Source organism: Dyadobacter chenhuakuii, from assembly GCF_023821985.2.
Taxonomy (GTDB): Bacteria; Bacteroidota; Bacteroidia; order Cytophagales; family Spirosomataceae; genus Dyadobacter; species Dyadobacter chenhuakuii.
Map to the genome: position 1 here is coordinate 3,515,978 of NZ_CP098805.1, position 25,229 is coordinate 3,541,206.

The 25,229-nt window shown below is 45.3% G+C and carries 20 protein-coding genes and 1 pseudogene; 8 read left to right on the plus strand and 13 right to left on the minus strand.

The genetic code is table 11. The features are described from left to right. Positions 1-12 precede the first annotated feature (12 nt). The 4 genes and pseudogenes from NFI80_RS14505 (at position 13) to NFI80_RS14520 (ending at position 4,040) form a co-directional block, all read left to right on the plus strand. On the plus strand, positions 13-441 hold the full coding sequence (locus NFI80_RS14505; protein ID WP_235162611.1) for a hypothetical protein: 429 nt from the start codon (positions 13-15) through the stop codon (positions 439-441). Positions 442-1,238: 797 nt separating this feature from the next. Beyond that, positions 1,239-1,358 (plus strand): annotated as a pseudogene (locus tag NFI80_RS14510) (malate:quinone oxidoreductase); the annotation flags it as partial. A gap of 195 nt (positions 1,359-1,553) precedes the next feature. Further along, the gene (locus tag NFI80_RS14515) at positions 1,554-2,648 is read left to right on the plus strand and encodes a phage tail-like protein (protein ID WP_235162609.1); all 1,095 of its coding nucleotides are present in this window, start codon (positions 1,554-1,556) and stop codon (positions 2,646-2,648) included. Between the two features lie 198 nt (positions 2,649-2,846). After that, positions 2,847-4,040: a phage tail-like protein gene (locus NFI80_RS14520; RefSeq protein WP_235162608.1), complete on the plus strand. Its 1,194-nt coding sequence runs from the start codon at positions 2,847-2,849 to the stop codon at positions 4,038-4,040. 88 nt (positions 4,041-4,128) lie between these two features. Here NFI80_RS14520 and NFI80_RS14525 read toward each other — a convergent pair whose 3' ends face one another. From NFI80_RS14525 to NFI80_RS14540, 4 genes are all read right to left on the minus strand, one after another. Continuing rightward, on the minus strand, positions 4,129-4,983 hold the full coding sequence (locus NFI80_RS14525; protein WP_235162607.1) for a sugar phosphate isomerase/epimerase family protein: 855 nt from the start codon (positions 4,981-4,983) through the stop codon (positions 4,129-4,131). A 1-nt stretch (position 4,984) separates the two neighbouring features. Beyond that, positions 4,985-6,190: an FG-GAP repeat domain-containing protein gene (locus NFI80_RS14530; protein WP_235162606.1), complete on the minus strand. Its 1,206-nt coding sequence runs from the start codon at positions 6,188-6,190 to the stop codon at positions 4,985-4,987. A 79-nt stretch (positions 6,191-6,269) separates the two neighbouring features. Then, complete coding sequence (gene rhaT / locus NFI80_RS14535; RefSeq protein WP_235162605.1) at positions 6,270-7,352, minus strand: L-rhamnose/proton symporter RhaT; 1,083 nt, start codon at positions 7,350-7,352, stop codon at positions 6,270-6,272. Between the two features lie 47 nt (positions 7,353-7,399). Then, complete coding sequence (locus NFI80_RS14540) at positions 7,400-9,649, minus strand: T9SS type A sorting domain-containing protein (protein ID WP_235162604.1); 2,250 nt, start codon at positions 9,647-9,649, stop codon at positions 7,400-7,402. Positions 9,650-9,753: 104 nt separating this feature from the next. On the opposite strand from NFI80_RS14540, the gene NFI80_RS14545 reads away from it, so the two are divergent. The 3 genes from NFI80_RS14545 (at position 9,754) to NFI80_RS14555 (ending at position 12,430) form a co-directional block, all read left to right on the plus strand. Beyond that, on the plus strand, positions 9,754-11,058 hold the full coding sequence (locus NFI80_RS14545) for a UDP-N-acetylmuramoyl-tripeptide--D-alanyl-D-alanine ligase (RefSeq protein WP_235162603.1): 1,305 nt from the start codon (positions 9,754-9,756) through the stop codon (positions 11,056-11,058). A gap of 218 nt (positions 11,059-11,276) precedes the next feature. Then, complete coding sequence (locus tag NFI80_RS14550) at positions 11,277-11,828, plus strand: peroxiredoxin (protein WP_026630531.1); 552 nt, start codon at positions 11,277-11,279, stop codon at positions 11,826-11,828. A gap of 11 nt (positions 11,829-11,839) precedes the next feature. Continuing rightward, positions 11,840-12,430, plus strand: a complete 591-nt coding sequence (locus NFI80_RS14555; protein ID WP_233795288.1) for a carboxymuconolactone decarboxylase family protein — start codon at positions 11,840-11,842, stop codon at positions 12,428-12,430. A gap of 117 nt (positions 12,431-12,547) precedes the next feature. Here the strand turns inward: NFI80_RS14555 and NFI80_RS14560 are convergent, their stop codons facing one another. The 7 genes from NFI80_RS14560 to NFI80_RS14590 form a co-directional block, all read right to left on the minus strand. Then, positions 12,548-13,306 (minus strand): carboxypeptidase-like regulatory domain-containing protein, encoded by a 759-nt coding sequence (locus tag NFI80_RS14560; protein WP_235162602.1) that lies wholly within the window; start codon positions 13,304-13,306, stop codon positions 12,548-12,550. Continuing rightward, positions 13,306-14,139, minus strand: a complete 834-nt coding sequence (locus NFI80_RS14565; protein ID WP_235162601.1) for a TapB family protein — start codon at positions 14,137-14,139, stop codon at positions 13,306-13,308. The genes NFI80_RS14560 and NFI80_RS14565 overlap by 1 nt, the downstream gene beginning before the upstream one ends. Positions 14,140-14,199: 60 nt before the next feature. Next, positions 14,200-14,676: a hypothetical protein gene (locus NFI80_RS14570; RefSeq protein ID WP_235162600.1), complete on the minus strand. Its 477-nt coding sequence runs from the start codon at positions 14,674-14,676 to the stop codon at positions 14,200-14,202. Further along, positions 14,663-14,980 carry a hypothetical protein gene (locus NFI80_RS14575; RefSeq protein ID WP_235162599.1) on the minus strand — a complete coding sequence of 106 codons (318 nt, stop codon included), beginning with the start codon at positions 14,978-14,980 and terminating at the stop codon, positions 14,663-14,665. Before NFI80_RS14575 ends, NFI80_RS14570 begins: the two co-directional genes overlap by 14 nt. A 2-nt stretch (positions 14,981-14,982) precedes the next feature. Continuing rightward, positions 14,983-16,452, minus strand: a complete 1,470-nt coding sequence (locus NFI80_RS14580) for a PKD domain-containing protein (RefSeq protein ID WP_235162598.1) — start codon at positions 16,450-16,452, stop codon at positions 14,983-14,985. A gap of 150 nt (positions 16,453-16,602) precedes the next feature. After that, positions 16,603-17,328 (minus strand): LytR/AlgR family response regulator transcription factor, encoded by a 726-nt coding sequence (locus tag NFI80_RS14585; protein WP_235162597.1) that lies wholly within the window; start codon positions 17,326-17,328, stop codon positions 16,603-16,605. Then, positions 17,328-18,428, minus strand: a complete 1,101-nt coding sequence (locus tag NFI80_RS14590; RefSeq protein ID WP_235162596.1) for a sensor histidine kinase — start codon at positions 18,426-18,428, stop codon at positions 17,328-17,330. Before NFI80_RS14590 ends, NFI80_RS14585 begins: the two co-directional genes overlap by 1 nt. Before the next feature lie 299 nt (positions 18,429-18,727). Here NFI80_RS14590 and ahcY point away from each other — a divergent pair, with 299 nt between their 5' ends. Continuing rightward, the gene (gene ahcY / locus NFI80_RS14595; protein ID WP_235162595.1) at positions 18,728-20,044 is read left to right on the plus strand and encodes an adenosylhomocysteinase; all 1,317 of its coding nucleotides are present in this window, start codon (positions 18,728-18,730) and stop codon (positions 20,042-20,044) included. Positions 20,045-20,196: 152 nt separating this feature from the next. Here ahcY and NFI80_RS14600 read toward each other — a convergent pair whose 3' ends face one another. Both NFI80_RS14600 and NFI80_RS14605 read right to left on the minus strand, forming a co-directional pair. Next, the gene (locus tag NFI80_RS14600) at positions 20,197-20,571 is read right to left on the minus strand and encodes a T9SS type A sorting domain-containing protein (RefSeq protein WP_235162594.1); all 375 of its coding nucleotides are present in this window, start codon (positions 20,569-20,571) and stop codon (positions 20,197-20,199) included. 11 nt (positions 20,572-20,582) lie between these two features. Then, positions 20,583-25,079 carry a M4 family metallopeptidase gene (locus tag NFI80_RS14605; RefSeq protein ID WP_235162593.1) on the minus strand — a complete coding sequence of 1,499 codons (4,497 nt, stop codon included), beginning with the start codon at positions 25,077-25,079 and terminating at the stop codon, positions 20,583-20,585. Between the last annotated feature and the right edge of the window lie 150 nt (positions 25,080-25,229).

Genomic DNA, 25,229 nt, shown 5'->3' on the forward strand with positions numbered 1-25,229 from the left:
ACGAATGCGGGATTGGGGAAAGTAGGTTTTTACTATAATTCCGGAACGGCGGCAGCTCCGGTTTGGAGTCTGGTAGGCGGCGGTGAAGGAGGAAACCTAACATTACCATTTTCCCAAAATGGAAGTAGCATAAGCTCATTATTTCACATTAATAACACAGGTGGAATCTCAGTCGGCTCAGCCATCACTGGCGAAAGTGAAAGCTCGGTCGGTGTGAAAGGTGTAACGAATACAGGCCGCGCCATTGTGGGAACGAGCAACGGATCAGGAACTGCCGTTTCTGGCTACGCAGTCTCTGATGGAACAGGAGTCATTGCCTCCGCTGCAAACACTAACGGAAAAGCGCTGGAAGTAAGCGGCCCAATGCGGATTGCAGGACCGGGTCAGTCTCCGGGAAAGGGTAAGATGCTTGCTTCTGATGGGAATGGGAACGCTAGTTGACAAGAGATAGTAGCCTTCAAGGCCGCCGGAATCCCACCAAATGGAAGCCAAAGCATTCCCGCTGGTGCAAAAGTCAAGGTTGCCTTCGCGAATCAAGAGTATGATTTGAATTCTAATTATAATGATGTCAATGCATCTCCACACAGCACATTTATAGCACCATTCGATGGAATTTACCATTTTGATTTAAAGCTGGCCTGGAATTCATATGGCGTGACTGACTCATACCAGACTTTTACAAGACTAGTAAGAACAAGAGCAGGAAATCCGGTTGATGTATCAATTGAATTTTCCGAAAGTATATTTGATGTATCATCCAAGACCTCAGTAGATTTGCAATTGATTCAGGGAGACATGATCCATGTTGAGGTAGAGAATATAGGATCAGAAACTGTGGAAATCTTCATTAACAATGAATCAAGTAATTTCAGTGGCCGCCTCTTATTTAAACAGTAAGCGACCCAATTTTAGTTACACTAATTTATTGATTTTGAATAGAAATATTATCCACAATAAGTACTGCACTTAATCTAAATCACCAACCCCCACAAAAACCGCAATCCATGCACTGCATCGCCTATTTCGAAAGCTCTACCTGCCTCTGTATCGAAGCGGCCTTGGCTATGATTTTACATCTGGAGTGACAGATTCGTTGACGATGTCGCCCTGGTAGTTGATGTTGTCCCAGGCGGCGAAGATTCGGTCCCGCTGATTTGGTCGTTGCCGCCGGTGCCGCGCTCGCTCCCTGATGCCTGGAGAAGGGCGAGTTTTGCTGCCTGCCATAATGATTGCCAGGGCCGCAGGACAGGTTGGAAGCATTGAAAGATTACCTGCCCGAGGCGAAACTGGAAGACTGGGATCTTGAAATGGCCGGACAGCGTGTACAAGTCATTAAGAAAGACAAGAAAGTAGGCGGCTCAGGCGACTACATTAATTAGCTGCTGACATTATATCTATTTTTTGCCAAAGCGCTGGATTTAAATCCAGCGCGTTGCTTGTTTTTGACCGTACACTCATCCTACTCCACCGCAGGCTCATCGGTTTCATTGTTCTTATCCTTTCTTGTGAATATTGGACGTTCAAATGTTTCATACTATTCACTCAAAAAAACGATGAGAAAACTAATTACTCCTCTCGCGATCTCAGCTGCACTCTTTTTTGCCAGCCAAGGCTCATTCGCACAAGGTGTCGGCATCAACACCACCCAACCTGACGCCAGCGCTGCGCTCGACATTACAGGAACGGACAAAGGCTTGCTTATTCCCCGTGTTTCGCTGCAGTCGCTGACAGACAATACAACAGTCCCTAATCCCGCCACCGCATTGCTGGTCTATAATACAAATGCAGGATTAGGGAAGGTTGGGTTTTATTATAATTCCGGAACACCTGCAAATCCTGCTTGGAGTCTAATAAACGGAGGAGGAAGCTTGACACTTCCGTTTTCGCAGCTCGGAACAAATAATGGACCATTGTTTCTGATCAATAATAATGATGCGAATGGCACGTCAGTTGGTATTAGTGGGATTGCTGCAAACGCGATTGGAGTAAGAGGTGCTACATTATCCGGCAAAGGTGTTGTTGGACATTCTGCCTCCGGAGGCACAGGGGTTTTCGCTTCCTCTGCAAACGTTAACGGAAAAGCGCTGGAGGTAAGTGGCCCAATTACAATCGCCGGTCCCGGGCAGTCACCTGGGAATGGCAAAGTGCTTACTTCTGATGATAATGGGAATGCAACCTGGCAGACTATTTCGGGAGACGTTGCTTTCAGGGCTAATGGTGTATTGGGTGGTGGAAACCAAAACATAGCACTTGGGGCTACCGCAAAAGTCGTTTTTGAAAATGAAGTCTATGATCTTAATCAAAATTACAATAACGCTAATAGCGCTCCTAACAGCACTTTCATTGCACCAGTTAATGGTGTATATCATTTTGATTTAAACATTGCCTGGAAGAAGCCACTAGATGTCCCCTCCTTTTACGCGGAGACTCATTTGGTCCGAACACGAGGTGGAGTAAAGGTTGTAATAGCCAGTGACTTTGTGCATAGCGAAGTGGACAATTCATCCAAGTTGTCCACCGAGGTTAATCTTTTGGCAGGAGACATGATGCACGTCGAAGTTAAAAATCCCATCACCGAGGGCGGCATTCAACTCTTTACAACAGCAGAGCATAGCTTCTTCAACGGGCGACTGGTTATTAAACAATAGAGACTGGCTAAGGTTTTCAAATTCAATCCCTGATTGGTTCGTCTCAATGCAGTTTTCATTTCAAAGTCCCGCAGCAATGCCGGGACTTTTTTATTTCCGATCAATCATCCAAGCATACCGTCTGCTCAACGCTTTTGCTCTGCTTGTCTATTCTGGCGAACCTTGGGCTTTTATAAATTTCACACATCCGACAATAACATGAGAACATTCCATTTACCATCATTCAGCAACCAAAAGCTAAAACTAACTTTTGGCAAACTTGCATTATCAGCGATCCTACTTTCATACGGGCCAGGCATCTTCGCACAAAACGTAGGTATCAACACCCAACAACCTGATCCCAGCTCAGCCCTGGACATTGTAGGAACAGACAAAGGCCTACTAATTCCAAGAGTATCCCTCCAATCCCTGACAGACAATGCCACCATTCCAAATCCTGCAACAGCGCTGCTAGTGTATAATACGAATGCGGGACTTGGCAAAGTAGGTTTTTATTATAATTCCGGAACGGCGGCGAGTCCGGTTTGGAGTCTGGTTGGTGGCGGTGAAGGAGGAAATTTAACCTTACCATTTTCCCAAAATGGAAGTAGCCTAAGCTCGCTTTTTCACATTAATAACACAGGGGGAATCTCAGTAGGCTCAGCCATCACGGGCGAAAGCGAAAGCTCGATCGGTGTGAAAGGTGTAACGAATACAGGTCGTGCTGTAGTCGGAACGAGCAATGGATCGGGAGTGGCCGTTTCTGGTTACGCTGTTTCAGATGGAACAGGAGTCATCGCCTCCGCTGCAAACACTAACGGAAAAGCGCTGGAAGTAAGCGGCCCAATGAAAATCGCAGGGCCTGGGCAGTCACCTGGCAACGGTAAGGTGCTCATGTCAGATGGGAGTGGGAATGCTACTTGGGAGAATGTTTCGGGGAATGTTGCTTTTCGGGCGAGTGGGATTAAGGGCGGAGGAAGTGAACTGATACCAGTCGACGGAACACAAGTTAAGATTACGTTCGCAGGAGAGAATTATGATGTAGGTGATAATTATCAAGATGCGAATGGCTTCCCGCACAGCACCTTCACTGCACCAAAAGCCGGGCTTTATCATTTCGATGCTCAGGTAGAATTTTTTAACTATAATGATACGGGGGGAAATCCAGTCCCAAAAACTTTCGAACAGAGTCTCCAGATCATCGTGACTCGTGGCAACTCAACCTTTAATGTAGCAACAAACAATACAGTGATGACTTTAAGGTATTCATCAACAATATCAACAGATTTAAAACTTCTAGCAGGAGATAAAGTACATCTAATAGCCTCTTCAACTGCAACTTACGGCCCAACGACTCTTACCACGATGCCCGAAAAATCTTTCTTTTCCGGAAGACTAGTGTTTGAACTTTAAGCTTAACTCTTAAATACAAAATTGCTTTAATACTACGTGAAAAATTAATGCAAGATTAGAATTTAAGTTAGTAACAATGAAATTGTGATTATCTAATGTAACAACCTAACCCCCGCAAAAACCGTAACCCATCCACCGCAATCGCCTCTTTGGAAGGCTCCACCTGCCTCCATATCGAAGCTGCTTTGGCGATGACTTTTACATCAGGCGTGAAAGATTCAATAACAATGTCGCCCTGGTAGTTGATGTTGTCCAGGGCGGCGAAGATTCGGTCCCAGTTGATTTGGTCGTTGCCGGGGGTTCCGCGGTCGCTGCCTGATGCGTGGAGGAGGGCTAGTTTGGAGCCGGCCATTTTTATGGCTAGGGCTGGGTCCTTTTCTTCTAGGTTCATGTGGAAGGAATCGAGGTGCACCATTAGCGCGTCGCTTCTTACGTCGGCAATTAATTTAAGCACCTGTTCGCAGGTGTTAATGAAATCGGTTTCATAGCGGTTCAAAGGCTCTAACGCCAGCTTAACATTGCGCTCACCTGCGTAATCAGCGAGGATTGTGAGATTTTTTACAACTGTTTTCCATTGCTTTTCCTTTTTATCTTCAGGAACAAGATCAGCCCTGCCGACAGAAGAATAAACAGGCCCGGCTACGAGCTGACTTCCCAGGATCGGGGCGATGTCGATTAATGTTTGAACATATTCCAATGACGTAACCTGCTCTTTTCGGGTGCCGCGCAGGTCGCGGCCGAGGCCGGTTGCGGCGCATATGGAACGGCATTCCAGTTGATTGTGATCCAGCGCCTTTCTGACATATTTGGCATCAACGTTCGAAGGATCCTCAACGGCAATTTCTACGAAATCGAAACCCCATTCCTTGAATTGCGGAAAGAAGGAAACGCTTTCATTTGTGAATGGCGAAGAGAACAAATAGGTGTTGATACCGAATTTCATGTTACCGGCTTTGAATAAAAATGCGAACACCCTTTTTGTTTCCTGTTACAATGTCCAGCAGTCCATCCTTGTTCAGATCTTCCACGGTGACATGCAGACCCGCACCTGAATCATTGTCGATTTCGTGCCTGGTCCAGCTTGGGACTTTTCCCGGTTTATATTCAAACCAATAAATTACAGCAGGCTCAAATTCACCCGGATCGTTTCCGTGGTGAGCGAAGTATCTTTTTCCGGTCACAAAATCAATGTTGCCATCGCCATTAATGTCTGCCAAAGCAAGGCCGTGCGTCTGGGAGAATGTATTGTCGATGGTATGATGCCGCCATGTGGCGTTTCCTTGTTCGTCTTTGCCTTGCTCATGCCACCAAATGCCATAATCATGCGCGGATGCACTTAAAACATCGTTCAAGCCGTCGCCGTTGAGGTCCATGACGTACATTTGAGAACAATCTTTTCCTAAATCAGCGGGATGAAATTTCCAGTCTGCATCTTTTGCAACCTTAGAAGGCCCTTCTGCCGGACCTTCCCACCAGCCGTTTTTGACTATAACATCCTTACGGCCATCGCCATTGATGTCCCCGTAACCGATGCCATGCGTGTACATATGTGTAGCAATGTTCGGATCATTGCTGATCGTGAATTTTTCCCATTCCGTCTTGCCTTTTTCAGCAGGACAACGCAGCCAAATCACTTTTTTTGCCGTCGGATCATTGCATAGCAAGTCCAGACGACCGTCTCCGTCCATATCCACCAACATCGGCGACTCATTTCCTACCGAAGAATGGATCACATGCGTGGGCCAGTGGCCGCGCTTGCCCTTCGGATTTTCATGCCAAACGGCAGCTTTACCAGGCCAGTCAATTCTGATCAGATCGATCCAGCTGTCCTGGTTCACGTCCATGGCGAAATCGAGAAAAGAGTTGCTATAACCCCCATTGACGATAAATGAATCCGGCTTGGCCAATTCGTGCGCTTTCCAGCTGGGCGCTTCGAACCAATATGCACCGGCGAGTATATCTTTCTTGCCGTCCTTGTTCACATCCCCCATCGCTGCTCCTTCGGCAATGAATTTGTTGACTAAAACCTGTTTTTTAAATGAGACAGTCTTGCCCAGTTTCGCTTTGGTCTGCGCTTGCGACGCATAGCCCGATAACATTAAAACCGGGATCAGGAAAAGCCATTTTAGCTGTTTTGCAATTGTTCTCATTTATCAAGGATTTAGATTTCTTATTATAAAAAAGAAAAGCAAGTCAATTTTACTGCCATTTACTGAAATGCCGTCGAAACTACTCCCTCAAATAATTACCATATCCAACTATCAAAACAGACAACACAATCACCAAAATGCCCGAAATGATCGTTGTGAGCGTTTTTTTGCTGATCCCTTTCCATTCTTTCAGGATTAAGCCCCACGAATTGGCGACTAATATGATGAATGCCATGTGCAGGATCCATGAACTCGGACCGTTGCCCAGCTTGCTTTCGCCCATGCCGTAAAAGAAGAATTGCAGGAACCAGGTCGTGCCGGCTAGGGCAGAGAAAATGTAGTTGGATAGTAATGGCGTGCGGGAATCGGTGTAATTGCCGAATGTTTTGTTGCGCGCATTGAGCAGCATGCACCAGATAAAATTGGTGGTAAGCCCGCCCAAAAGGATCACGACATAAGTCACATTGTTTTGAAATAAAAACTCTCCCTGATCCGGGTTCAGCGCTTTCCAGGCTGCGTTTGCTTCCTCAGCCATTACTTTTCCGGCATCTATCCCGAAAGCAAAACAAGCGCTTAATACGCCGGAAATGATGGAAACGGTAAGCCCTAGGCCGATTTTGAATTCCGTTTTATCATCGGCTACATATCCCGATTTTTTGAGGTCGCTGTCCTTCATCGCGCCTGCTTTGCCACAAATGACAATGCCAATCACACAGACCAGCAAACCAAGCAAGACCATTTGCCCCCAGCTGTTTGTCAGCAAGTCGGAAATCGTGTCTTTTCCCGGTCTGGGTGAAAATTGGTAGTAAACGGAAGGGATTAAGGCACCGAAAACGGAGCAAAGCCCGAGAATGATGGAACTTCCGAGCGAAACACCGAGATAGCGGACTCCCAGCCCGTAAGTGAGGCCGCCTATTCCCCACAAAACACCGAAAATGTAGGTGATTAGTAAAATCCCTCCATCGGTTGCGGCAATGATGTCTGTGAAGCCCGGAATGGTCAGATAAGCGGCGAGCGGGGGAACAATGAGCCAGGAAAAAAGTCCGCCTACGATCCAATAGGATTCCCAGGCCCAGCCTTTGACTTGTTTGTATGGAATGTAAAAACTGCCGGAAGCAAAACCGCCAATAAAATGGAAAATTACGCCGAGAAGAGCTTGCATGAAATTGAATTTTATCTTGTAAGAGCTTTCCTGCGGCTATCTACTTGCTAATTTGCCACCATCACCTTCCTCACTACACGGCTGTTTCCCGATTTTATTTCAATCAAATACAACCCCGCAGACCAGTGTTGCGTGACGATTTCCTGTTCGACATTTGCATTCAGCTTTTGATCCTGGACGACTTTCCTGCCGCTTACACTGACAATGTCAAACGTGGCGGGCTTTGAGGATTTAATCTTCAAATAGTTGGCTGCCGGATTTGGAAAAACGTTCACCAATGGCCCTGCGCCCGGTTCGTTGCCCGTAATGGTCACAGGAACAACGTTGGTCAACAGCCTCAGCCCGCCTGCGTTGCTGCCAATAGCGATATCGGGCTTTTTATCACCATTATAATCCCCAATGGCCACTGAAAGATAAGTGCCGAATGATGGTGCGGCAACTTTTCCGTTTTGCTCAACGAGCAATGTTTCGCGCGCTGTCCATTTACCCCATTCAGCGCCGTGAAAAAGGCGAATGTTGCCGGTATGATCCGCAGTAATCAGGTCTGCTCGGCCATCGAGGTCGAAATCGGCTACGGCCAGTTGCGGTGAGCGGCCTTCGAAACTGATGCTAACACCCGCAAAAGCATCACTTTCCAGCTTGAAAGTGAACTGCTTGCTGGTTCCCGTGTTGGCATAATAATATAAATTCCCCTGCGTCTTGCCTACCAGCAAATCCAGGTCGCCGTCGCCGTCCACATCGTAAAAATGTGGCGAATCGCCCGTTTGCGATTCGGTCGGCAAGGCAATGGTTACGGCATCGGCTACGTTCAATTGCGCTGGCGCGCCAGCTGGCGCTTTATTAGGAATGTAGCGATATTCGGGTTTTAATGTTGAGGTTGAAGTGGCTGCAAAACCGAGGTCTGTCACCCCATCTCCATTGAAATCAGCCCATTGCGGCTTGATGTTGTAAACTGCGAATGCGGAAGCCAGATTCAGATAATTTTCCGATTCGACTTCGTAAGCAGGCGTTGTGTTATTCCCGGTGTTTTTCAAAAGCCAGAAACTGCCCTTATAACCGCTTTGACCCGGTACTCCGCCGGTGCCGACCAGCAAATCCAGATCGCCGTCCCCATCAATATCAAAAAACGAGGGCGCTGCATTTTCACCGACATCCAACATTTGATCTTGCAGGAAATTCTTTTTCGAAAGCTTGAAATCCGGCTTGCTATCCGTTCCGGCATTGTGATAAAGCCAGCCGGAAGATTTGAAATCAGTAAGATTACCATCATTGGAAGCCACATTGGGCGCAATAAGCAAGTCTTTTTTTCCATCAAAATCTACATCCTCCATATACGCAGCCGGAAAAATGTGCAATTGCACAGGATTGACCGCCGGAAATGTGTTGGTATAAGCAGTGAAATTTCCAATCAATCCGCTTGCTGCATTGGTAAGGAAAGAGACGTGCGTGTTGCTGACGTGCCCTACCAAAAGGTCCTTTTTGCCATCCCCATTTAAATCCCGCAGCAGAATAGAATTCCCCGCATGCATTTCGCGGTTACCCGATTTGATAGTGACGCCACAATCTAATCCAAAATCAAAACCCTCATTAGTGCCTTTATGGAAATTGCCCCAGCAATCCCCATTACGCTGGAACACCGGATTTTGAACGTTACCCAGACTGTCCGGCTTGCCAAATTTTTCCATGCTCAGATTCTGGTGCAGCTCAATGTAATTTCCCGAAAAATCAAAGAGCAACAAGTCAAGATCACCGTCGTCGTCCACATCCACAATGCCCGGAATGTCCGTTCCGGAAACCTGTAAATTGATATTTCCTGAAAAACCTTTGGTATAAAGCACTTCCTGCATTTGCCTGAATGTCCAGGATTGCGCGGTTTTTGCCTGTCGGTACACGCTGATTCCCAGCGAAGTGCTGGTAAACAGATCTTTATGACCATCGCCGTCATAATCGGCCAGAATCATCCAGTTATCTGCTTTTGGAAAAAGCGATTCGTAATAAGGTGCGTGAATGAATGTCTTTTTGCCCTGGTTCAGCGGGTCGGCAGCGGTCAGGAATGTGGTGATCTTGCTGTTTGTACGATCATAAACGACCAGATCTTCATCAGCATCATTGTTCAAATGCATTTTCAAAAACTGCGAGGCATTAAGACCACCGGCCCAGGGATTGGTCAGTTTCACGCCTTTGGATGTTACGCTGGTCAGGGTGTCAATTTTAAACCATGACTTTTGTGAAAAAGCATTCGTAAGCGTTATAATGTAAAAAAGGAAGAGAAAAAAGGAGGTAAATTTCGTTCGCATCGTTGAGGAATAATCTGTTAGTTTTGCAGGTTAAAGGGCTTACTGATCGGGCTTTTAAACCTAACGAAATAAGCGCTTATTACTTTATATTGATTCCAGATTTCATGTATACTTCAACCGAAACGCTCTATAACCACTTCCAAAACGGCGCTGTGATCTCAACCGACACCCGCAAAATCAGCGAGGGATGTCTGTTTTTCGCATTAAAAGGTGACAATTTCGACGGCAATCAATATGCGGCCGAGGCATTGGGCAAAGGTGCCGCTTATGCCGTGGTGGACGATCCGGAAGTTGTGATTAACGAGCAATTCCTGTTGGTTGAAAATGTGCTGGAAGCATTACAGGACTTGGCAAGACATCATCGCAAAACATTCACTTTCCCGGTGATCGCATTAACCGGCTCGAACGGAAAAACCACAACGAAAGAACTGATAGCGAAGGTGTTATCCATGAAATACAACACGTACGCAACCAAGGGAAACCTGAACAACCACATTGGCGTGCCGCTGACCATCCTATCGATTGATCCGCAGAAACACGAGATGGCGGTTGTGGAAATGGGCGCAAACCATCAGCAGGAAATTGCCTTGTTAAGCACCATTGCCATTCCCACGCACGGCCTGATCACCAACATTGGCAAAGCGCACCTGGAAGGTTTTGGCGGAATAGCGGGCATTATGAAAGGCAAAGGAGAGCTTTTCGATTTTCTTTCCAAAAAGAAGGGCACCGTTTTCGTCAACACCAAGGACGACGTGATCATGGAAATGGCGAGCAAGCGCAGGGCTTTTGGAGAAATTGTGTTTTACTGCTCGGAGAATGCTGCGGTTAATCCTGTTTTGGTGCAGGAAAGTCCTTTTGTAATTTATCAAAACAATGGAAAAACTGTTTCTACGCAGCTGACAGGCGGATATAACTTCGACAATATGTGCGCCGCGCTGGCCATTGGAAAATATTTCGGTGTGGAAGATAGCGATGCCAATGAAGCCGTGGCAACGTATAAACCCGACAATAACCGTTCGCAAATTGTAAAAAAAGGAAGTAACACGGTGATAATGGACGCCTATAATGCCAATCCATCCTCCATGTCGGCTGCTGTTGCCAACTTTGCCACGATTGATGCGCCAAGGAAAATGCTAATCCTGGGCGATATGTTTGAGCTTGGCGAGGCTGCTCCGGCAGAACATTTGGCACTGGGCAAACAAATTGCAAAGCATAATTTTGACATTGTGATTCTGGCCGGCTCCTTAATGCAACATGCATTGCCTGCACTGCCGAAAGCCTATTATTTTCCCGACAAATTTTCCCTGCATAATTGGGTTATGGACAACCCGCAAGAAAATACATACATGCTCATAAAAGGCTCGCGCGGGATGGCGCTGGAAACGGTACTGAACCTGATGCCGGAATGAGTTCTATAATTTAAGTAATTATTAGTTAAATTATATTGGCTGAATCTATCCTATTATCGACAAAATTGATAAATATCAGATTCTAATCAATAAAATCAAATTCATTTGATTCTAACAACTCTTTCCTGATATAGTACCAGGCGAAAAGTTGCCTTCTGAGAGCGGCGGTTGTAGTTTTGTAACACTAAAAAGTACAAAATATATAATCAACGCATATCATGTCAAATAGGATTTTATCCGTGGGATCTACCTTCCCTGCATTTAAAAAAACATCTGTTGTTTCTCTTGAAAAAGGAAACGAATTCTACGATATTACCTCAGAGGATCACAAAAACGCTGAAAAGTGGATGGTAATGTTCTGGTGGCCAAAGGATTTCACATTTGTATGCCCTACTGAGATTGCTGAGTTTGGCAAACACGTTGAAGACTTCGCGGATCGCGATACAATGCTGATCGGCGCTTCTACGGACAGCGAATTTGTTCACCTGGCCTGGAGAAAAAACCACGATGATCTTCGCGACCTGCAATTCCCGATGCTGGCTGATACTTCCAAGTCATTGGCAGAAGAACTGGGCATTCTTGAAGCAAACGAAAAAATCGCTTACCGTGTAACTTACATCGTTGATCCACAAGGAATTATTCGTTGGGTGAGTGTCAATGACCTTTCTGTTGGCCGTAATGTTGGTGAAGTAATCCGCGTTCTGGATGCTTTGCAAACAGACGAACTTTGCCCTTGCAACTGGGTTAAAGGAGAAGCAACATTAGCTTAATCAAAAACCAAATGTATCCATTCGCAACAACAGGAAATACGAAAGATTCCCTGTATAAAGAAGTGAATTTGCCAGCTGAATTCGAAAGCGTGCTGATCAACAAGCTGGCGGCATTGGACCATCGTTATCTTAAAGATTTGAAGATTAATGTTGGTAATGTGTTGAAATCTCAGACATTGAACCGTAAAGAAGCATTGCTGATTGCGCTTTCAGTAGCTGTGAATGAGAAAAATGCAGCGTTGATCACAGCTCTTGAAGAACTGGCGAAAGCAGAAGGCGCAGACGAGAAGGAGATTGCAGAAGTTACAGCCTGCGTTTCTTTAATGAATGCCAACAACGTTTTCTATCGTTTCAGGCACTTCATGCACAAGGAATTTTACGACAATGCTCCTGCCGGAATTAAAATGAGCATTATGGTGAATCCGGTTCTGGGTAAAGAATTCTTTGAACTGCTGAGCCTTGTGGTTTCTGCATTGAACGGCTGCGAAATGTGCGTGACTTCACACGAACAGTCGGTGCTGAACCATGGCGGAACACCTGCGCGTATTTTCGACGCGGTTAGGGTTGGCGCTATCTTTAAAAGCTTTTCAGTATTGGTGTAAAATAAAACTTCCCGTCCCATAAAAGGGTCGGGAAGTCTGCACTACTACTCTTTACTCCGTAACTTTTACAATCCCAAGTCCTGGCGATCCTGTCTCCACGACTTGGGATTTTTTCTTCTATTCTAAATAGCTGATGAAAGCAATGTTATTCCCCCACATTGTCGAAGGCTCAAAATCTATGGTGATCTCGCTCTCATATGCATCCTCAGAAAAGTGCTTTCTAAGTTTCAATGGCATTTTGCCAGCCTCGCCGTTGTAATGGGCGGTTATGGTGTACCGGCCAAGCGGGATGTCAACCAGTTTCCCGTATTCAGCAGTGAACGGCTTCCCATGCTTTAATTTTAAGGTTTTACCTTTTGAGCCATCAATCAGGTTGCCGACCGGAATGAGTGTAAACTCAATGTTTTCTGAGTCATAAATGCTGCTCATCACGTCTTTATTGACCTCGATCGTGACACCATAATAACCTTGTGCTTCCACCGGCCGCCTGCCCGTAAGTTTCCATTGAAAATTCCTGACCGCTCCGTCAATGCTAAATTCCTCATACACATCGGGGTGCAGGTCCAGTTCATATTCCTTGCCGTTGTACTTTTTCACAATATGAGCTGACGCCATGAATGTGCCCACTTTCGGCAACTGGATTTTATAATTCCCATTCTCATCCGACGAACCGATTGAGTAGGAAGCATAGAACATTGTGTTATCGACCACCACTTTCACCCCTGGCATGGGCGAACCGTCCGTACTCGTGATTTTTCCGGTGGTATACCCTTCTTCCGGGCTCAATCCATCCGGCGAGGGGCTTCCGGAATCTTTGCAGGCCACCGCCATGAGCACCAAAAGCGCCCATTGAAATAGGAATGAAATCTGTTTCATTACTTGGTGATTTTCTGCAATTCTGTGGTAGAAACGTCGTCATCGGATGTTTCGACGGTTTTCACAATGCCAATTCCGGGCGCTGTCCACAGCTCAACGTTGTACACAAATTCCTTCTCTTCAACCGGGATGAAAAGGCTCGATAATTTCAGGTACATCTCATATTTATACTCCCATTTCGTACAATTGAATGTTCCTGCGGGGGTTGTGATCATTTCTTGCTTGGTCGCCTTTCCATCCAGATAAGTGATTTTGGTTTCCAAATCTGCTTCTATGGAGTCGTTTTCGTCAATCGGGATCAACAATTCCAGACCGATTTCCATGGGTTCCTTGCTGAAAGTAATGTTGCTGCCCACCGTGCCCTTGTTTTCCATAACCTGCTTCTGCGGAAAACCTTTCATCGTAACTTTCTCAATCGTAGCGAATTCCTCCGTGTTAGCATAAAGCGAATTGATTGCATCTTCGTAAAACAACTCGTAAGTCGTCACACCACCTTTGCTGAATGCGCGGTTTCTGGTGGTAACATAAACATTTCCCTCTTTGATTTCATTTTCAATGTTATAAACTGAAATACCCGAGGAATCTTTTACACTGACCACTTTCATTGTGGAGCTGCTTTTTGAGCCGTCGCTGTCGGAGATCCTGTATGTGTAAACCTCGTCTTTGTTTGGCAGAAATGCTTTGTCTTCCGTCGCCGGGTTGCCGTCGTCTGGCTTAATGTTGTCTTTGTCGTCCTTGCAGGATGCGAACGAGAGCGCGGCGATGGCCAGTGCGAAAAATGCCTGCCTTGCCTGACGGGCGGTTGTAATAGAAGGTTGAATTTTATTTAACATGGCTTTTTTGTAAAAAAATGAAACATGGAAACGGATAATGTTATACGTATTAAAATTGCATTACCTGACTTTGAAAACGAGATGGATCAGGAGCAAGAAAAACCCTGCAATGGACAGATAGCCCCTGATCATGATGAATTTCAGCCACTCGGATCTTACAGTTGAAGATTCTGCTGTGCTCAGCGTATCGCTGTTAATCAATGCATTAACTGGTTCGCTAACTTTGACGATCAGCGCCAAATCAGCCACTAACAGCAGGAAGGCCATCAAAACGGGCGCATAGGAAAGGAATCCCGCACTTTTATCACTCATCAGAAACCAGATGAACATAATCGCCAATGCCGAGAGATAAAGCACTTTGAATCTGCCCCTCACGATCGGATCGACGGCTTTGCGCAGCACGATAAAGTCCTCGGATGGAATGTTATACAATGCTTTGCCAAAACCAAAATGGTAAAATGCGCCTTGTGCAGCAATGAAAAAGTAAAGCACAATGCCAACAATCCGCACCACGGAAATTAACTCAATTGGTTTCATACAGTTTTTGAATTGAGGCTTTTGTTGTATCCCTTGACAGCTCTCCGGCAAGTTTTTTGTTCAAATATCTCCTAACCGAAAGTTTGGTAATATCCAGGTTTGCAGGTTCCGCGACTGTCGAAACAAGGCGATTGCTGTTTGCATAATACCGCACGATCGTGCCGGTTTTCCCGGGCTTGCTTTCGGTCACCCAAAAACCGGTTGCGGGATAAGGTTGCCGCAATGGTCTTTTTGGAGACTTCATCGTGTATTGCATGCCCGCGACCATGAGCATAGCCGCGAGCATTACATTGAGCGTCACCATTGTTATTCTTTCAGGACTTTGCCTTCAACATTGTCCGCAAATGTGTTCGCGGTCTCAATGTCTTCATTCACGTTAGCCTGATAATTCACATAGACACCATATCCGCCGCTGCCCGAGATTTTCGAGTTTTTGATCTGGAAACTGGCTTGACTTCCGTAAACGGCAATGTTCACTTTCTTACCCGAAACCAGCGCTGTGCTGCCGCCGCCGGATATTTCCACATATTCGAATACATTCATCGCACTGGTCGAGAAGCAGATCAGCCCTCTCCAGTAAGCAGGCTTGTTCTCTGCGCCTCTGATAATGATCTTCGAAGCCTGGGTTCCTTTTGCGTTGATATAACCGTTGTCAACGGACATTCTGGCGCCTGCTGACATTTCAATGATTACACCTGGCAATAATTTCCAGTTTGCATCCACCGTAAGGCTTTCCAGGACGCGGTAAGGTGTTTTGTCTTTGAAACCCTGCCAAACAATTTCCCCGGCAGAACTCTTGGGAAGCTGCGATGCAGATATTTCCACCACATTCCGTCCGTTTCCACCCGTAAAAACGGAGTTAGGATCCAGTTTCGCAACGTTTCTGGCAGTCAGCAAAATGCCCGCTTCCGTGTTGTCCTTGAACACATTGAAAGCAAATGCGGACAAAATAACAGCATCTTCAACCCACAAACCATAACCGTCATTCTTTTCAAAAAGGCAGTCTTTGATTGACAATTCTGCCTTGGAACTGCCCGTAACGGCCATACCAGCTTTAATTCCGCTGTAAAGCACCTTACTGCCCGCATGCAGCACATGCACATTTTCCAATGTATTGGCACTGCTTGCAGAACGGAAAATCACGCCAGCCCAAAAGCCCTTTTTTGCTTCCTGACCTATCAGGCGGATCGGTTTGTTAGGTTCACCGGATGCAAGCAATATCCCGCCTCTATCATTTACTTCGAAACGGGCGTCCCTTGCGAAAGCGATCACTACGCCTGGTTTCACTGTCAGTTCGGCATTCACTGCAATATTGCCGTTAGCAATGTAGTCGGGAAGGTCAGGATTATCAATGCGGTCTTCCAATGTGGTTTTTGCATTAATATTCGCATCCAGCACAATCGGCTGAATAGCAGCTGCTGTGATCAGGACTTTGTCTTTGCTTTCGCCGTTCGCATTGCTGGTCGTCAGCTCAACTTCGTATTCACCGGGGAGGTCTGTTTTGAATGTTGGCTTATTAACCGTTGCTGAACTCAGCGCTACTGTGCTTCCGGCAGGTTTTTTGGTAAACGTCCACCGGAAATCGAATGGTTTGTTCTCGCTGTCGGTCGAAGCACTTCCGTCGAGGGTTACGATGTCACCGACCTTCACATTCTGGTCCGCACCGGCGCGGGCGGTAAGCGTGTTGCCTGGTTTTACGTCTTCATCTTCCTTACAGCTTGCTGCGAAAAGGGCAAGTGAAAAGAGGGCAAGCAGAATTCTTTTACTTTTTAACATGGCTATTTTGAATTAACTGGACACTGATTTTCGCCATCGGCTCAATGGCGGTGCAATGGTAAGTCGAAATAGCGACGTGAGAAATTACTGTCGATTAACAGCAGGTTTTATCGACAAAAGGCGTCAGTAGACGCTAATTTTTACCGTTTGCTAAAAAGTCAGCTTGAAGCGTCGCTGACAATCATTCCTGAAATTACGGCCGATGGGAAGTTCTTTCCCGGCAATTTCGATTTTGTGGGCATGGTAACTTTCCACCTTATCCACCGGCACAATAAACGACCGGTGCACGCGGATGAAGCTGTCTTCGGGAAGCAACTCTTCCAGCAGGCTGATTTTTTGTTTTGTAATCAAAACTTTGTCTTTCAAAACCACCTTAATGTAATCCCGAAGGCTTTCTACCCAAAGGATATCATTCACATTGACCTTCACCATTTTCCTATCCACTTTGAGATACAAAAAGACGTCCTGGTTACTCACAGTGGCTTTTTGCGCGATAGAAACGGACTGATTGGTGACATTCAGGCTTGTGAAAACTTTGTCCATAGCCCTCAAAAATCGCTCGAACGGGATAGGTTTCAGCAAATAATCGACTGCATTTAAATCGAAACCTTCCACAGCATAATCCTGGTAAGCCGTTGTAAAAACCACTTTTGGCGGCGTTTTGAGGCTTCTTAACAGTTCAGTCCCGGTTAACCCGGGCATTTTCACATCCAAAAACATCAGATCCACTTCCCGCTGCCGCAGCACCTGAAAAGCCTGAATGGCATCCTGGCATCGCGCAACGATCTCAATTTCGCTGAAATTCCGGAGATAGTTGTCCAGCACTTCAATAGCATGCGGCTCATCGTCGACCAAAATTGCTTTGATTTTAATCATCAGGCTATCTCCATTTTCTTATCCAATTCCAATTCCAGAATCACTGCGAAAACCTCATCTTCTTCCAGGATTTTGAGCTGATATGCAGACGGATACAAGATATCCAGGCGCTTCCTGACGTTGGCTAAGCCGATGCTTGCATGATGGCTTCGGTTGTCTTTCAAATCTGGTCGTTCGGGTTTGCTGTTTGATATTTTAAATTTAAGAAAATTGTTTTTGACCCGCAGATCCATATTAATCCACGCCTGCCCTACCTGCTCGCTGGCGCCATGTTTGAATGCATTTTCAACTAATGGAAGGATCAGCAGCGGCGCAATTTTGTATTCGCCGGAAAGACCATTGATGCTGAAATTAATGTCCAAGCGTTCTTCATAACGGATTTTTTCCAGCTCAATATAACGCTCGACAATGCTTATATCACGCTCTAAATCAACCACATCCGTATTGGCCTCATAAAGCATATAACGCAATATTTCTGCCAGCCCAATCACCACCGAAGGGGATTGCGGTGATTGGTTCAATGTTAATGCGTAGAGATTGTTGAGTGTGTTAAATAGAAAATGCGGGTGTAACTGACCTTTCAAAAAGTTCAGCTCAGCCTCTATCGCCGCCTGTCTTCTTTCAAACCACATTTTAAAAAATTTAACTGATAAGGCGATCCACACAAAAATATTGGTCTGCTCGAACGCGCTGATCAGATACACCGGTTTCGAAAGCTGCTGCCAGAAATTCCCTTCCAGTTTTTTCCAGACAAATGTCGGGTCCGTCTTTCTAACTGCGCCGTAAATGATGGGATCAGCAACAAAAATTTCCATTAACCGGAACGCCAGCGTGGATAGCAGCACGGCGGCAATGAGCAGGATAAAAAATTCGATCCGCTTTCTCCTGTTGAAAAATTTCGGAATGATAACATACCCGATCGAATAAAAATAGGCAATGTGTATAGGCAAAAACAAGGCAACAACCCCGATCGCAATCCAATAATCCGGCATTCCCGCGCCGTAAATCAGTGTCAGGATAACCAGGACTGCGATCCAGAATGCTGCATGCTGCAAAACCCTAAGTCGGGTCTGATGAGTAGGGTAAACGTTTGGGCGCATAGGCAAATATAAATAATTCAGCGCCTATTTTTCGAGCCTGAAAACATTGTCGACAAAGATCACCCTAAGATCGACAAACAGCATAAAAGCCATAGGTTCAGCCCTGTTAAGACAAAATATCTGCCAGGCATGTGGATTGAGCCGATACTCACTTACAAATTGAGGAATAGGGCACAATAGGAAGATAAAACATCCAAATTCACGCACAAAATCACAATTTGTATCTAAAATTCTTCCCGTCCGTGGTTTTTCTACTTAGTTTTGTATTAAAATAAAGATATTAACTAAACTGTCAAATAATGGCAACGTCAACAGAAACGTACATTCCTTATAAGGTAAAAGACATCACTTTGGCCGAATGGGGCCGTAAAGAAATTACACTTGCAGAAGCTGAAATGCCAGGTTTAATGGCAATCCGCGCTGAATACGGTCCATCTCAGCCCCTTGCAGGTGCACGTGTTGCCGGTTGCTTGCACATGACGATCCAGACTGCGGTCTTGATCGAAACATTGACAGCATTAGGAGCTGAGGTTACCTGGTCTTCATGTAACATTTTCTCAACGCAGGATCACGCAGCAGCGGCAATCGCAGCAGCGGGTATCCCGGTTTACGCTTGGAAAGGCATGAACGAAGAGGAATTCAACTGGTGTATCGAGCAAACATTGTTCTTCGGTGAAGACCGCAAGCCATTGAATATGATCCTGGACGACGGCGGTGACCTTACGAACATGGTTTTCGACGAATATCCAGAGCTGATCGAAGGCATTAAAGGACTTTCAGAAGAAACCACAACGGGCGTGCTTCGTCTGTATGATCGTTTGAAAAACGGAACGCTTCATTTGCCTGCAATCAATGTAAATGACTCTGTTACAAAATCTAAATTTGATAACAAATACGGCTGCCGCGAATCACTTGTAGATTCGATCCGTCGCGCAACTGACTTGATGCTTGCTGGTAAAGTGGCAGTTGTAGCAGGTTACGGTGACGTTGGTAAAGGTTCAGCAGAATCGCTTCGTGGCGCAGGATGCCGTGTATTGGTTACTGAAATTGATCCAATTTGCGCGCTTCAAGCTGCAATGGACGGTTTTGAAGTGGTTACAATGGACGAAGCTGCAACGCGTGCGAACATTTTTGTAACAGCAACAGGAAATTACAAGATCATCACAGACCGTCACTTCCTGGCAATGCGTGACAAAGCGGTAGTATGTAACATCGGTCACTTCGACAACGAAATCGACATGGCTTGGTTGAACTCCACTTATGGCGATTCAAAAGTGCAAATCAAACCACAGGTTGACATTTATTCTGTTGCCGGCAAAGACATTATCATTCTTGCAGAAGGCCGTTTGGTAAACCTGGGCTGCGCAATGGGTCACCCATCATTCGTAATGTCCTGCTCGTTCTCTAACCAGACATTGGCTCAAATCGAACTTTGGACCAACACTGCAGCTTACGAGAAAAAAGTATACGTACTTCCAAAAGCACTAGACGAAAAAGTAGCAGCCTTCCACTTAGCGCACGTAGGCGCGAAGCTGGAAACGCTTTCAGACGAGCAAGCGGCTTACATTGGTGTTAGCACCGAGGGGCCGTTCAAGTCGGAGACTTATCGCTATTGATATTGGATTTGGCCGAATCGGTTGAATTTTTAACTCCCCCTGGTTTTCAGACCTGGGGGAGTTTTTTATGACTCTAAACTTCAAAAGTTTTATTGTATCAATCAGAGATAATCAAGTAATGAGTTGCTATCTCTGATTAATAAGTTAGTAGCTTATTGATCTTGCACAATCAGCTTTTGGGAATAATGTTCCTTGCCTTTCGTAAATCTGACAATATAAGTCCCAGTTTGTAGGTTAGAGACATCTATCGAGTCCCCTGGCCGAAGTTGCTTTTTAACACACCTTGATCCGGCTTGATCAAATACTTCACAGTTCATGCCAGCCAATCTCTTGGGAAATCTAACATTCACTCTTGTAATTGCAGGGTTAGGAAACAGGTTGATTTCATTCTTTGGATAATCCGGTAGATGGAACACTACGCGCTTATCGAAAACAACAGGTTTGTCTTGTCTTTTTTGTGCAATTCCCTCCGAAACAGATAGCAAGGCCACAAAGCTTACCACCAATGTTAAATATGTTCTTTTCATCTCATTGCAGTTTATTGTGGAAAGTAGGTAAAGCTGAATTCAAGGTATGAACCTACATAACGGCCTGTTATCGTCCCGTTTGCGGCCTTACTTTCGAACAAACCAGTTGCCGGTTCGTATTCGAGCAAGTTGAAAGTGTAAGTTGGGTCCTCTGCAAAGTCGTGTTCGTCATACAGGTCTGTAATTTCAATACGCACTATGTATGTACCTGCCATTTCACTTAAATCGCCGTTTCCTAATATTTTGGATCCAGGGATAAAGCTCACGGGAGCTATGTCATTTCCGTACGAAAAATGGTCAATAGCACCGTCTGGTCTTGTTACAGTTACGCTAAAAGACAATGTTCCCAAATTCAATCCTTCATTGTCATCTAAGTCAAGCGTGAAACCCAAATCTTTTTTTATCTGCGGATTATTGTCATTGCCGTTATCCCCAGGCTCCGGTTCCGTTTCCTGCTCCTCATTAGGATCATACTCCTTGATATTTTCTCCATCCTCCTTTTCTTCTTTTGCATTTGCAGTTCTAAAATGTCCAAAAATGTAGGTTTCGGGAAAGTGGGTTGCCGTTGGGGTTTGGGTCATGGCCGGGGCATCCCAGGTGTAATCCGTGTTTACGTTCAGGTTTGCAATGGTAATACTTGTTCCGTGAACAACTTGCTCGAATATTTTCTTGTTGTCTTTATACAACCGGAATAAATGCCCGGCTGGTGCCCATTGTTCATACCAGGAGAATTCGACTTTATCATTGTTGACAGTTTTCGCACCGTCGGATGGAGATTTCAGTTTGGTGGTTGGCGGCCTTAACCAATAAAAAGACATGGGAGAATAAGGCCCTACAATCCAATCGCCGTTCTCGTCTTTGGCCTTTGCCCTGACGCGCCATTTATGCCCACCTTTTGTGCCCGTCGGGTCGCCACCAACCTCCTTTGGCATGCTTGTCTCAGACGTAGAACCGTAATTATTGGTTATTTCATCCTCAACAAAATCAGAATAAACATCATATTCTTCTGCGCCCGCAACGGGCGACCATGAAAAGACTTCTGTTGCTTTATCATATTTGAAAACTGCATCGTTAAATGGTAAGAGCAACTTTGGCGCCGGGATCAAAGAATAGTCAACCACAAAAGTCGAAAAGTACTTTTTGCCGAACTCTTTTTCAGTGATAAAGGGAGGTGTAACGTCCCTGTATGGTTCGAACGCCCATGTGTATATTTTGCCATCCGAGACATCAGGAAGCCTTAAATCTTCGTGATCATAAAGCACCTGCGGCAGGTTTCTGTCATCTTTTTTGTCCTGAATGTGATAGCGGTAACCGCCAGCGCCGGGCGCTTCCTTAGCGGTGAGCAAAATGTCTTCTCCAAACGGAGGCACGTGTTCGCCGTCAGCAGGGCTGGGAGGAACTAGCAACGGCGATTCAGGCAGGTTGGTCTGAAAAGACATTGCATCAGTCCAGGTGCCGAAAATGTCCGTATCAGTCAAACCAGTTTGTACGAATTTTTTCAATCCCTTATCCCAGGTAACACCCTCTTCTGAACCTAGTTTGTGTGTGGCTGTGATTTGCCAGCTATAATCACGTTCCTTAGCCAATGCAAGCTCCTTGGCTTCTGCCTCATCACTAGTCGCTTCGACTGGGATATCCTGCACAGGCACTTTTCCTGTCAAATCGGTCACTCTCAGAATATAACCGGCAGCACCAGGTGTCGCCTGCCACTCAAAGACGCTTTTCCAGGCTGTGAGCTTATCATGTTCCAACGGGTTGATTGGTTTCGTGGTAATTGGAGCAGCTGTTACTTGCAGGATAGGGCTCCAATTATTTACCATCTTTTCAAGAGCACGGCATTCCAGGTTCCCACCCAAAGAGCTCGCGCACCCCAGTCCACCAGCGGCGTAAAGCCTGCTTCGAACATAATATGTCCCTTCATCCAAGAAAAATTTTGTGGTATTGGTACGCTTACCCGGGTCTTTTTCATCAATGTAAGGAAGCAACACCTCGGTTGTATGCTGAAAGGCGCGGTAAACCGGTGATACCAAATCGTTGAATGCTACATCTTTGGAAACTTCGAACAGGCGATATTCGATCTTGTCCGGGAAATATTCGTCTGAGCGAAATTGTGCATTAAATGGATCCACCACTTTAACTTCGTTACCATCCGCATCAACCGCCCATAATTTAGGTTGAGGAACAAATTCTTTGCCAATTACGCAGGTCAGCGCATCATTGCATTTCTTCCATGTTCCTGATGTCTCTTTATAACCATGAAACAGAATTGAAGATTGAATGGCCGCGACCGCATCGTTGAAAGTCGGATTTGAGGGAAGAAAATACAGGAAAGCCGCAAACATGATCTTTTCCGGAACGCCATCTTCAAGCCCGGTAAAAAAGCGGGTCTGCCCATTTTCATTGGTAAAACCCGTTAGCGGGGTTCCCTTCGAGATTAAATAATAAAACTGTGTCCATACTCCGGCCATTTCATCCGGATTTGCAATGTCCCAACCCTTGCCATTGTAAAAATTCAATTGACCTTTTGATTTTGGGTTATCAAAACTGCGCAAGTAATTGCCGTCTCCGAATAAATCTGAACCAATCGTCCATAACGCTTCATCACCTTTGGAAAGTCGGTATTCATTGCTGATTTCTAATCCGAAAATGTCTATCAAGGCCTTGCGAATAGCTATCGATTCTTTGGATTCAGGGAGTTGGACACTTTTTACTGTATTATAGATCCCCGCGAAGTAATTTCCTGCAATCTGATCCAAGGTCATTTTTGCAGGATCTGAATCAGATTTAATTTGAGCAAGATATGCTCCTGGGATAAAGTCAGGGCTCGGAGAGCCAATAAGGTGTTCGATAAATTTGCTTGAGCCCTTAAGCCCTATAAAATTGAACTTTTTAGCAAAATGGTCCACACTTGCTCTTATACCATGATTGAGACTAACAATCGATTTAGACAGAGATACATTATTATCAATAGTATAAATGCCATCGTTATCCAGATCAATTGGATAATAGGGAGCGTTGGGACTTATTGGGTTAAAAATTTCCGTAAGTATTAAAACATCAACATCCTGACAATCTCCAATCCATTGAACTTTTTTACCTTGGGGGTCATTGTCCAGGTCTGTAACCTGTACGTTAATTGGGACTGATCCATTCCAACCTTGCGCAAGCGTCTTTGGACCTGAAACACAATTTGGATTAGCGAAACCCCATCCGTCGCCAATTCCAGCTGCCTTGAAAGCATTTTTAATTTGTTGGTAAACATGCGAGCCATCCCCATATCCCATTTCCTCTGCCACTTCCAGCATTTTGACGCGGACATCAGGGAATGTCGATGACCATGAGAGTTTCTCCGTAAACGTCTTAAAAAAGAGTTTTAATGACAGTGCATAAGTTGCCGCTGGATTGTTGGGAATAAGCGGCAATACAATGAAAGTTCCGTTTGCGGGGTTCTGATCAATATAACCTGTCTCCCCAACATTCATCCGAAATAAGATCTTGCTGAGAACCATACCATTACCATGTGAATCGAATCCAGGTTCATCTGGGTTTTTCCAAAACAATCCTTTGTAACACTCAGGCAATGACCAAAAATGAGGTGAAATTGAAAAATTCCTCTTGCTATCTAGCCCCATTTCTTGTATCAGAAATCCCCAGTCAGGATTTGCAAAACCTGCTCCTGGTGTGTTCTGAATGGCAAAATAGTTTTTCAGGGCACTACCAATTACGTCTGCAAAACCTTCCCCTAGCGAACTGCTTTCCTTGTTATACTGACCTGGTCCCCAAGCTGACAGCCAAATAAGGTGTGTAAGCTCGTGACCTATCACATCCCTGGTCAGACATGGATTGGATAATCCCTGCCCCACATTATAAGCAACTATGGCTGGGTCAAACTGAGTTACAGCTGTCGGCTGAGAGTTTGTAATGACGCTTGTAACCGTTTTTAAGCCACCAATGTCGACTCCTTTCCAGCCGAAAAGATCATATGTCATCCGATGAAACTCCTGAGTATGGGCCAAAACGCTGATCCCATGTACCGTAGGATATTGATGGGTAAAGTCGGCTGATAAGGAATTTAAAAATTCCATTGTGTTAAATGGCCCATTTTGCCCCTTTGCACTTACGGGCGATGCAAAAAGTAAGGCAACCTTATCCACGCCGTTAACCGGATCGATACCCTCACCGATAACTTCTGTATTACTATATAACCCCTTTAATTCATCCTTAAAAGAGCATAGTGCAACCGAGGTTGATGTTGGATCATTTGGATTTCGCAGATATTTGGTTGCATACAAAGGGACCTTGTCATGATAGTAAGTTTTTCCAGCTGGAATTTTATAGTGCTGCGGAGCATACATTGTTCCGAACGGACCCGGCTTTTCATTAGGTAAATAATAAAGCTGTGAATAGCATAAGAAAGATAAAATGGACAAGGCCAGCGTTAACAAAGATTTTCGAAACAGGGCATGTCTTACTTCTTCCTTCCAAGTCATTGGATAGAATTCTTGCATAAAAAGTCGGGTTAAAATGTGCTAAATAAAAGATAGCTTGTGCTATCCTTTGTACTGAAATGCAAAGGATAGCACAAGCCATTTAAGAGCACGAATGCAATTAGCCTCCGGTGAATGTGAGCTCTTCAGAGGGTGTAAGAAAATTACGGT

What these genes read in the sequence shown, in the direction of transcription:
- NFI80_RS14515 (WP_235162609.1), top strand. Translation starts at nt 1,554, where the DNA reads ATGAGAAAACTAATTACTCCTCTCGCGATCTCAGCTGCACTCTTTTTT.
- NFI80_RS14520 (WP_235162608.1), top strand. Translation starts at nt 2,847, where the DNA reads ATGAGAACATTCCATTTACCATCATTCAGCAACCAAAAGCTAAAACTA.
- NFI80_RS14525 (WP_235162607.1), bottom strand. Translation starts at nt 4,983, where the DNA reads ATGAAATTCGGTATCAACACCTATTTGTTCTCTTCGCCATTCACAAAT.
- NFI80_RS14530 (WP_235162606.1), bottom strand. Translation starts at nt 6,190, where the DNA reads ATGAGAACAATTGCAAAACAGCTAAAATGGCTTTTCCTGATCCCGGTT.
- rhaT (WP_235162605.1), bottom strand. Translation starts at nt 7,352, where the DNA reads ATGCAAGCTCTTCTCGGCGTAATTTTCCATTTTATTGGCGGTTTTGCT.
- NFI80_RS14540 (WP_235162604.1), bottom strand. Translation starts at nt 9,649, where the DNA reads ATGCGAACGAAATTTACCTCCTTTTTTCTCTTCCTTTTTTACATTATA.
- NFI80_RS14545 (WP_235162603.1), top strand. Translation starts at nt 9,754, where the DNA reads ATGTATACTTCAACCGAAACGCTCTATAACCACTTCCAAAACGGCGCT.
- NFI80_RS14550 (WP_026630531.1), top strand. Translation starts at nt 11,277, where the DNA reads ATGTCAAATAGGATTTTATCCGTGGGATCTACCTTCCCTGCATTTAAA.
- NFI80_RS14555 (WP_233795288.1), top strand. Translation starts at nt 11,840, where the DNA reads ATGTATCCATTCGCAACAACAGGAAATACGAAAGATTCCCTGTATAAA.
- NFI80_RS14560 (WP_235162602.1), bottom strand. Translation starts at nt 13,306, where the DNA reads ATGAAACAGATTTCATTCCTATTTCAATGGGCGCTTTTGGTGCTCATG.
- NFI80_RS14565 (WP_235162601.1), bottom strand. Translation starts at nt 14,139, where the DNA reads ATGTTAAATAAAATTCAACCTTCTATTACAACCGCCCGTCAGGCAAGG.
- NFI80_RS14570 (WP_235162600.1), bottom strand. Translation starts at nt 14,676, where the DNA reads ATGAAACCAATTGAGTTAATTTCCGTGGTGCGGATTGTTGGCATTGTG.
- NFI80_RS14575 (WP_235162599.1), bottom strand. Translation starts at nt 14,980, where the DNA reads ATGGTGACGCTCAATGTAATGCTCGCGGCTATGCTCATGGTCGCGGGC.
- NFI80_RS14580 (WP_235162598.1), bottom strand. Translation starts at nt 16,452, where the DNA reads ATGTTAAAAAGTAAAAGAATTCTGCTTGCCCTCTTTTCACTTGCCCTT.
- NFI80_RS14585 (WP_235162597.1), bottom strand. Translation starts at nt 17,328, where the DNA reads ATGATTAAAATCAAAGCAATTTTGGTCGACGATGAGCCGCATGCTATT.
- NFI80_RS14590 (WP_235162596.1), bottom strand. Translation starts at nt 18,428, where the DNA reads ATGCGCCCAAACGTTTACCCTACTCATCAGACCCGACTTAGGGTTTTG.
- ahcY (WP_235162595.1), top strand. Translation starts at nt 18,728, where the DNA reads ATGGCAACGTCAACAGAAACGTACATTCCTTATAAGGTAAAAGACATC.
- NFI80_RS14600 (WP_235162594.1), bottom strand. Translation starts at nt 20,571, where the DNA reads ATGAAAAGAACATATTTAACATTGGTGGTAAGCTTTGTGGCCTTGCTA.
- NFI80_RS14605 (WP_235162593.1), bottom strand. Translation starts at nt 25,079, where the DNA reads ATGCAAGAATTCTATCCAATGACTTGGAAGGAAGAAGTAAGACATGCC.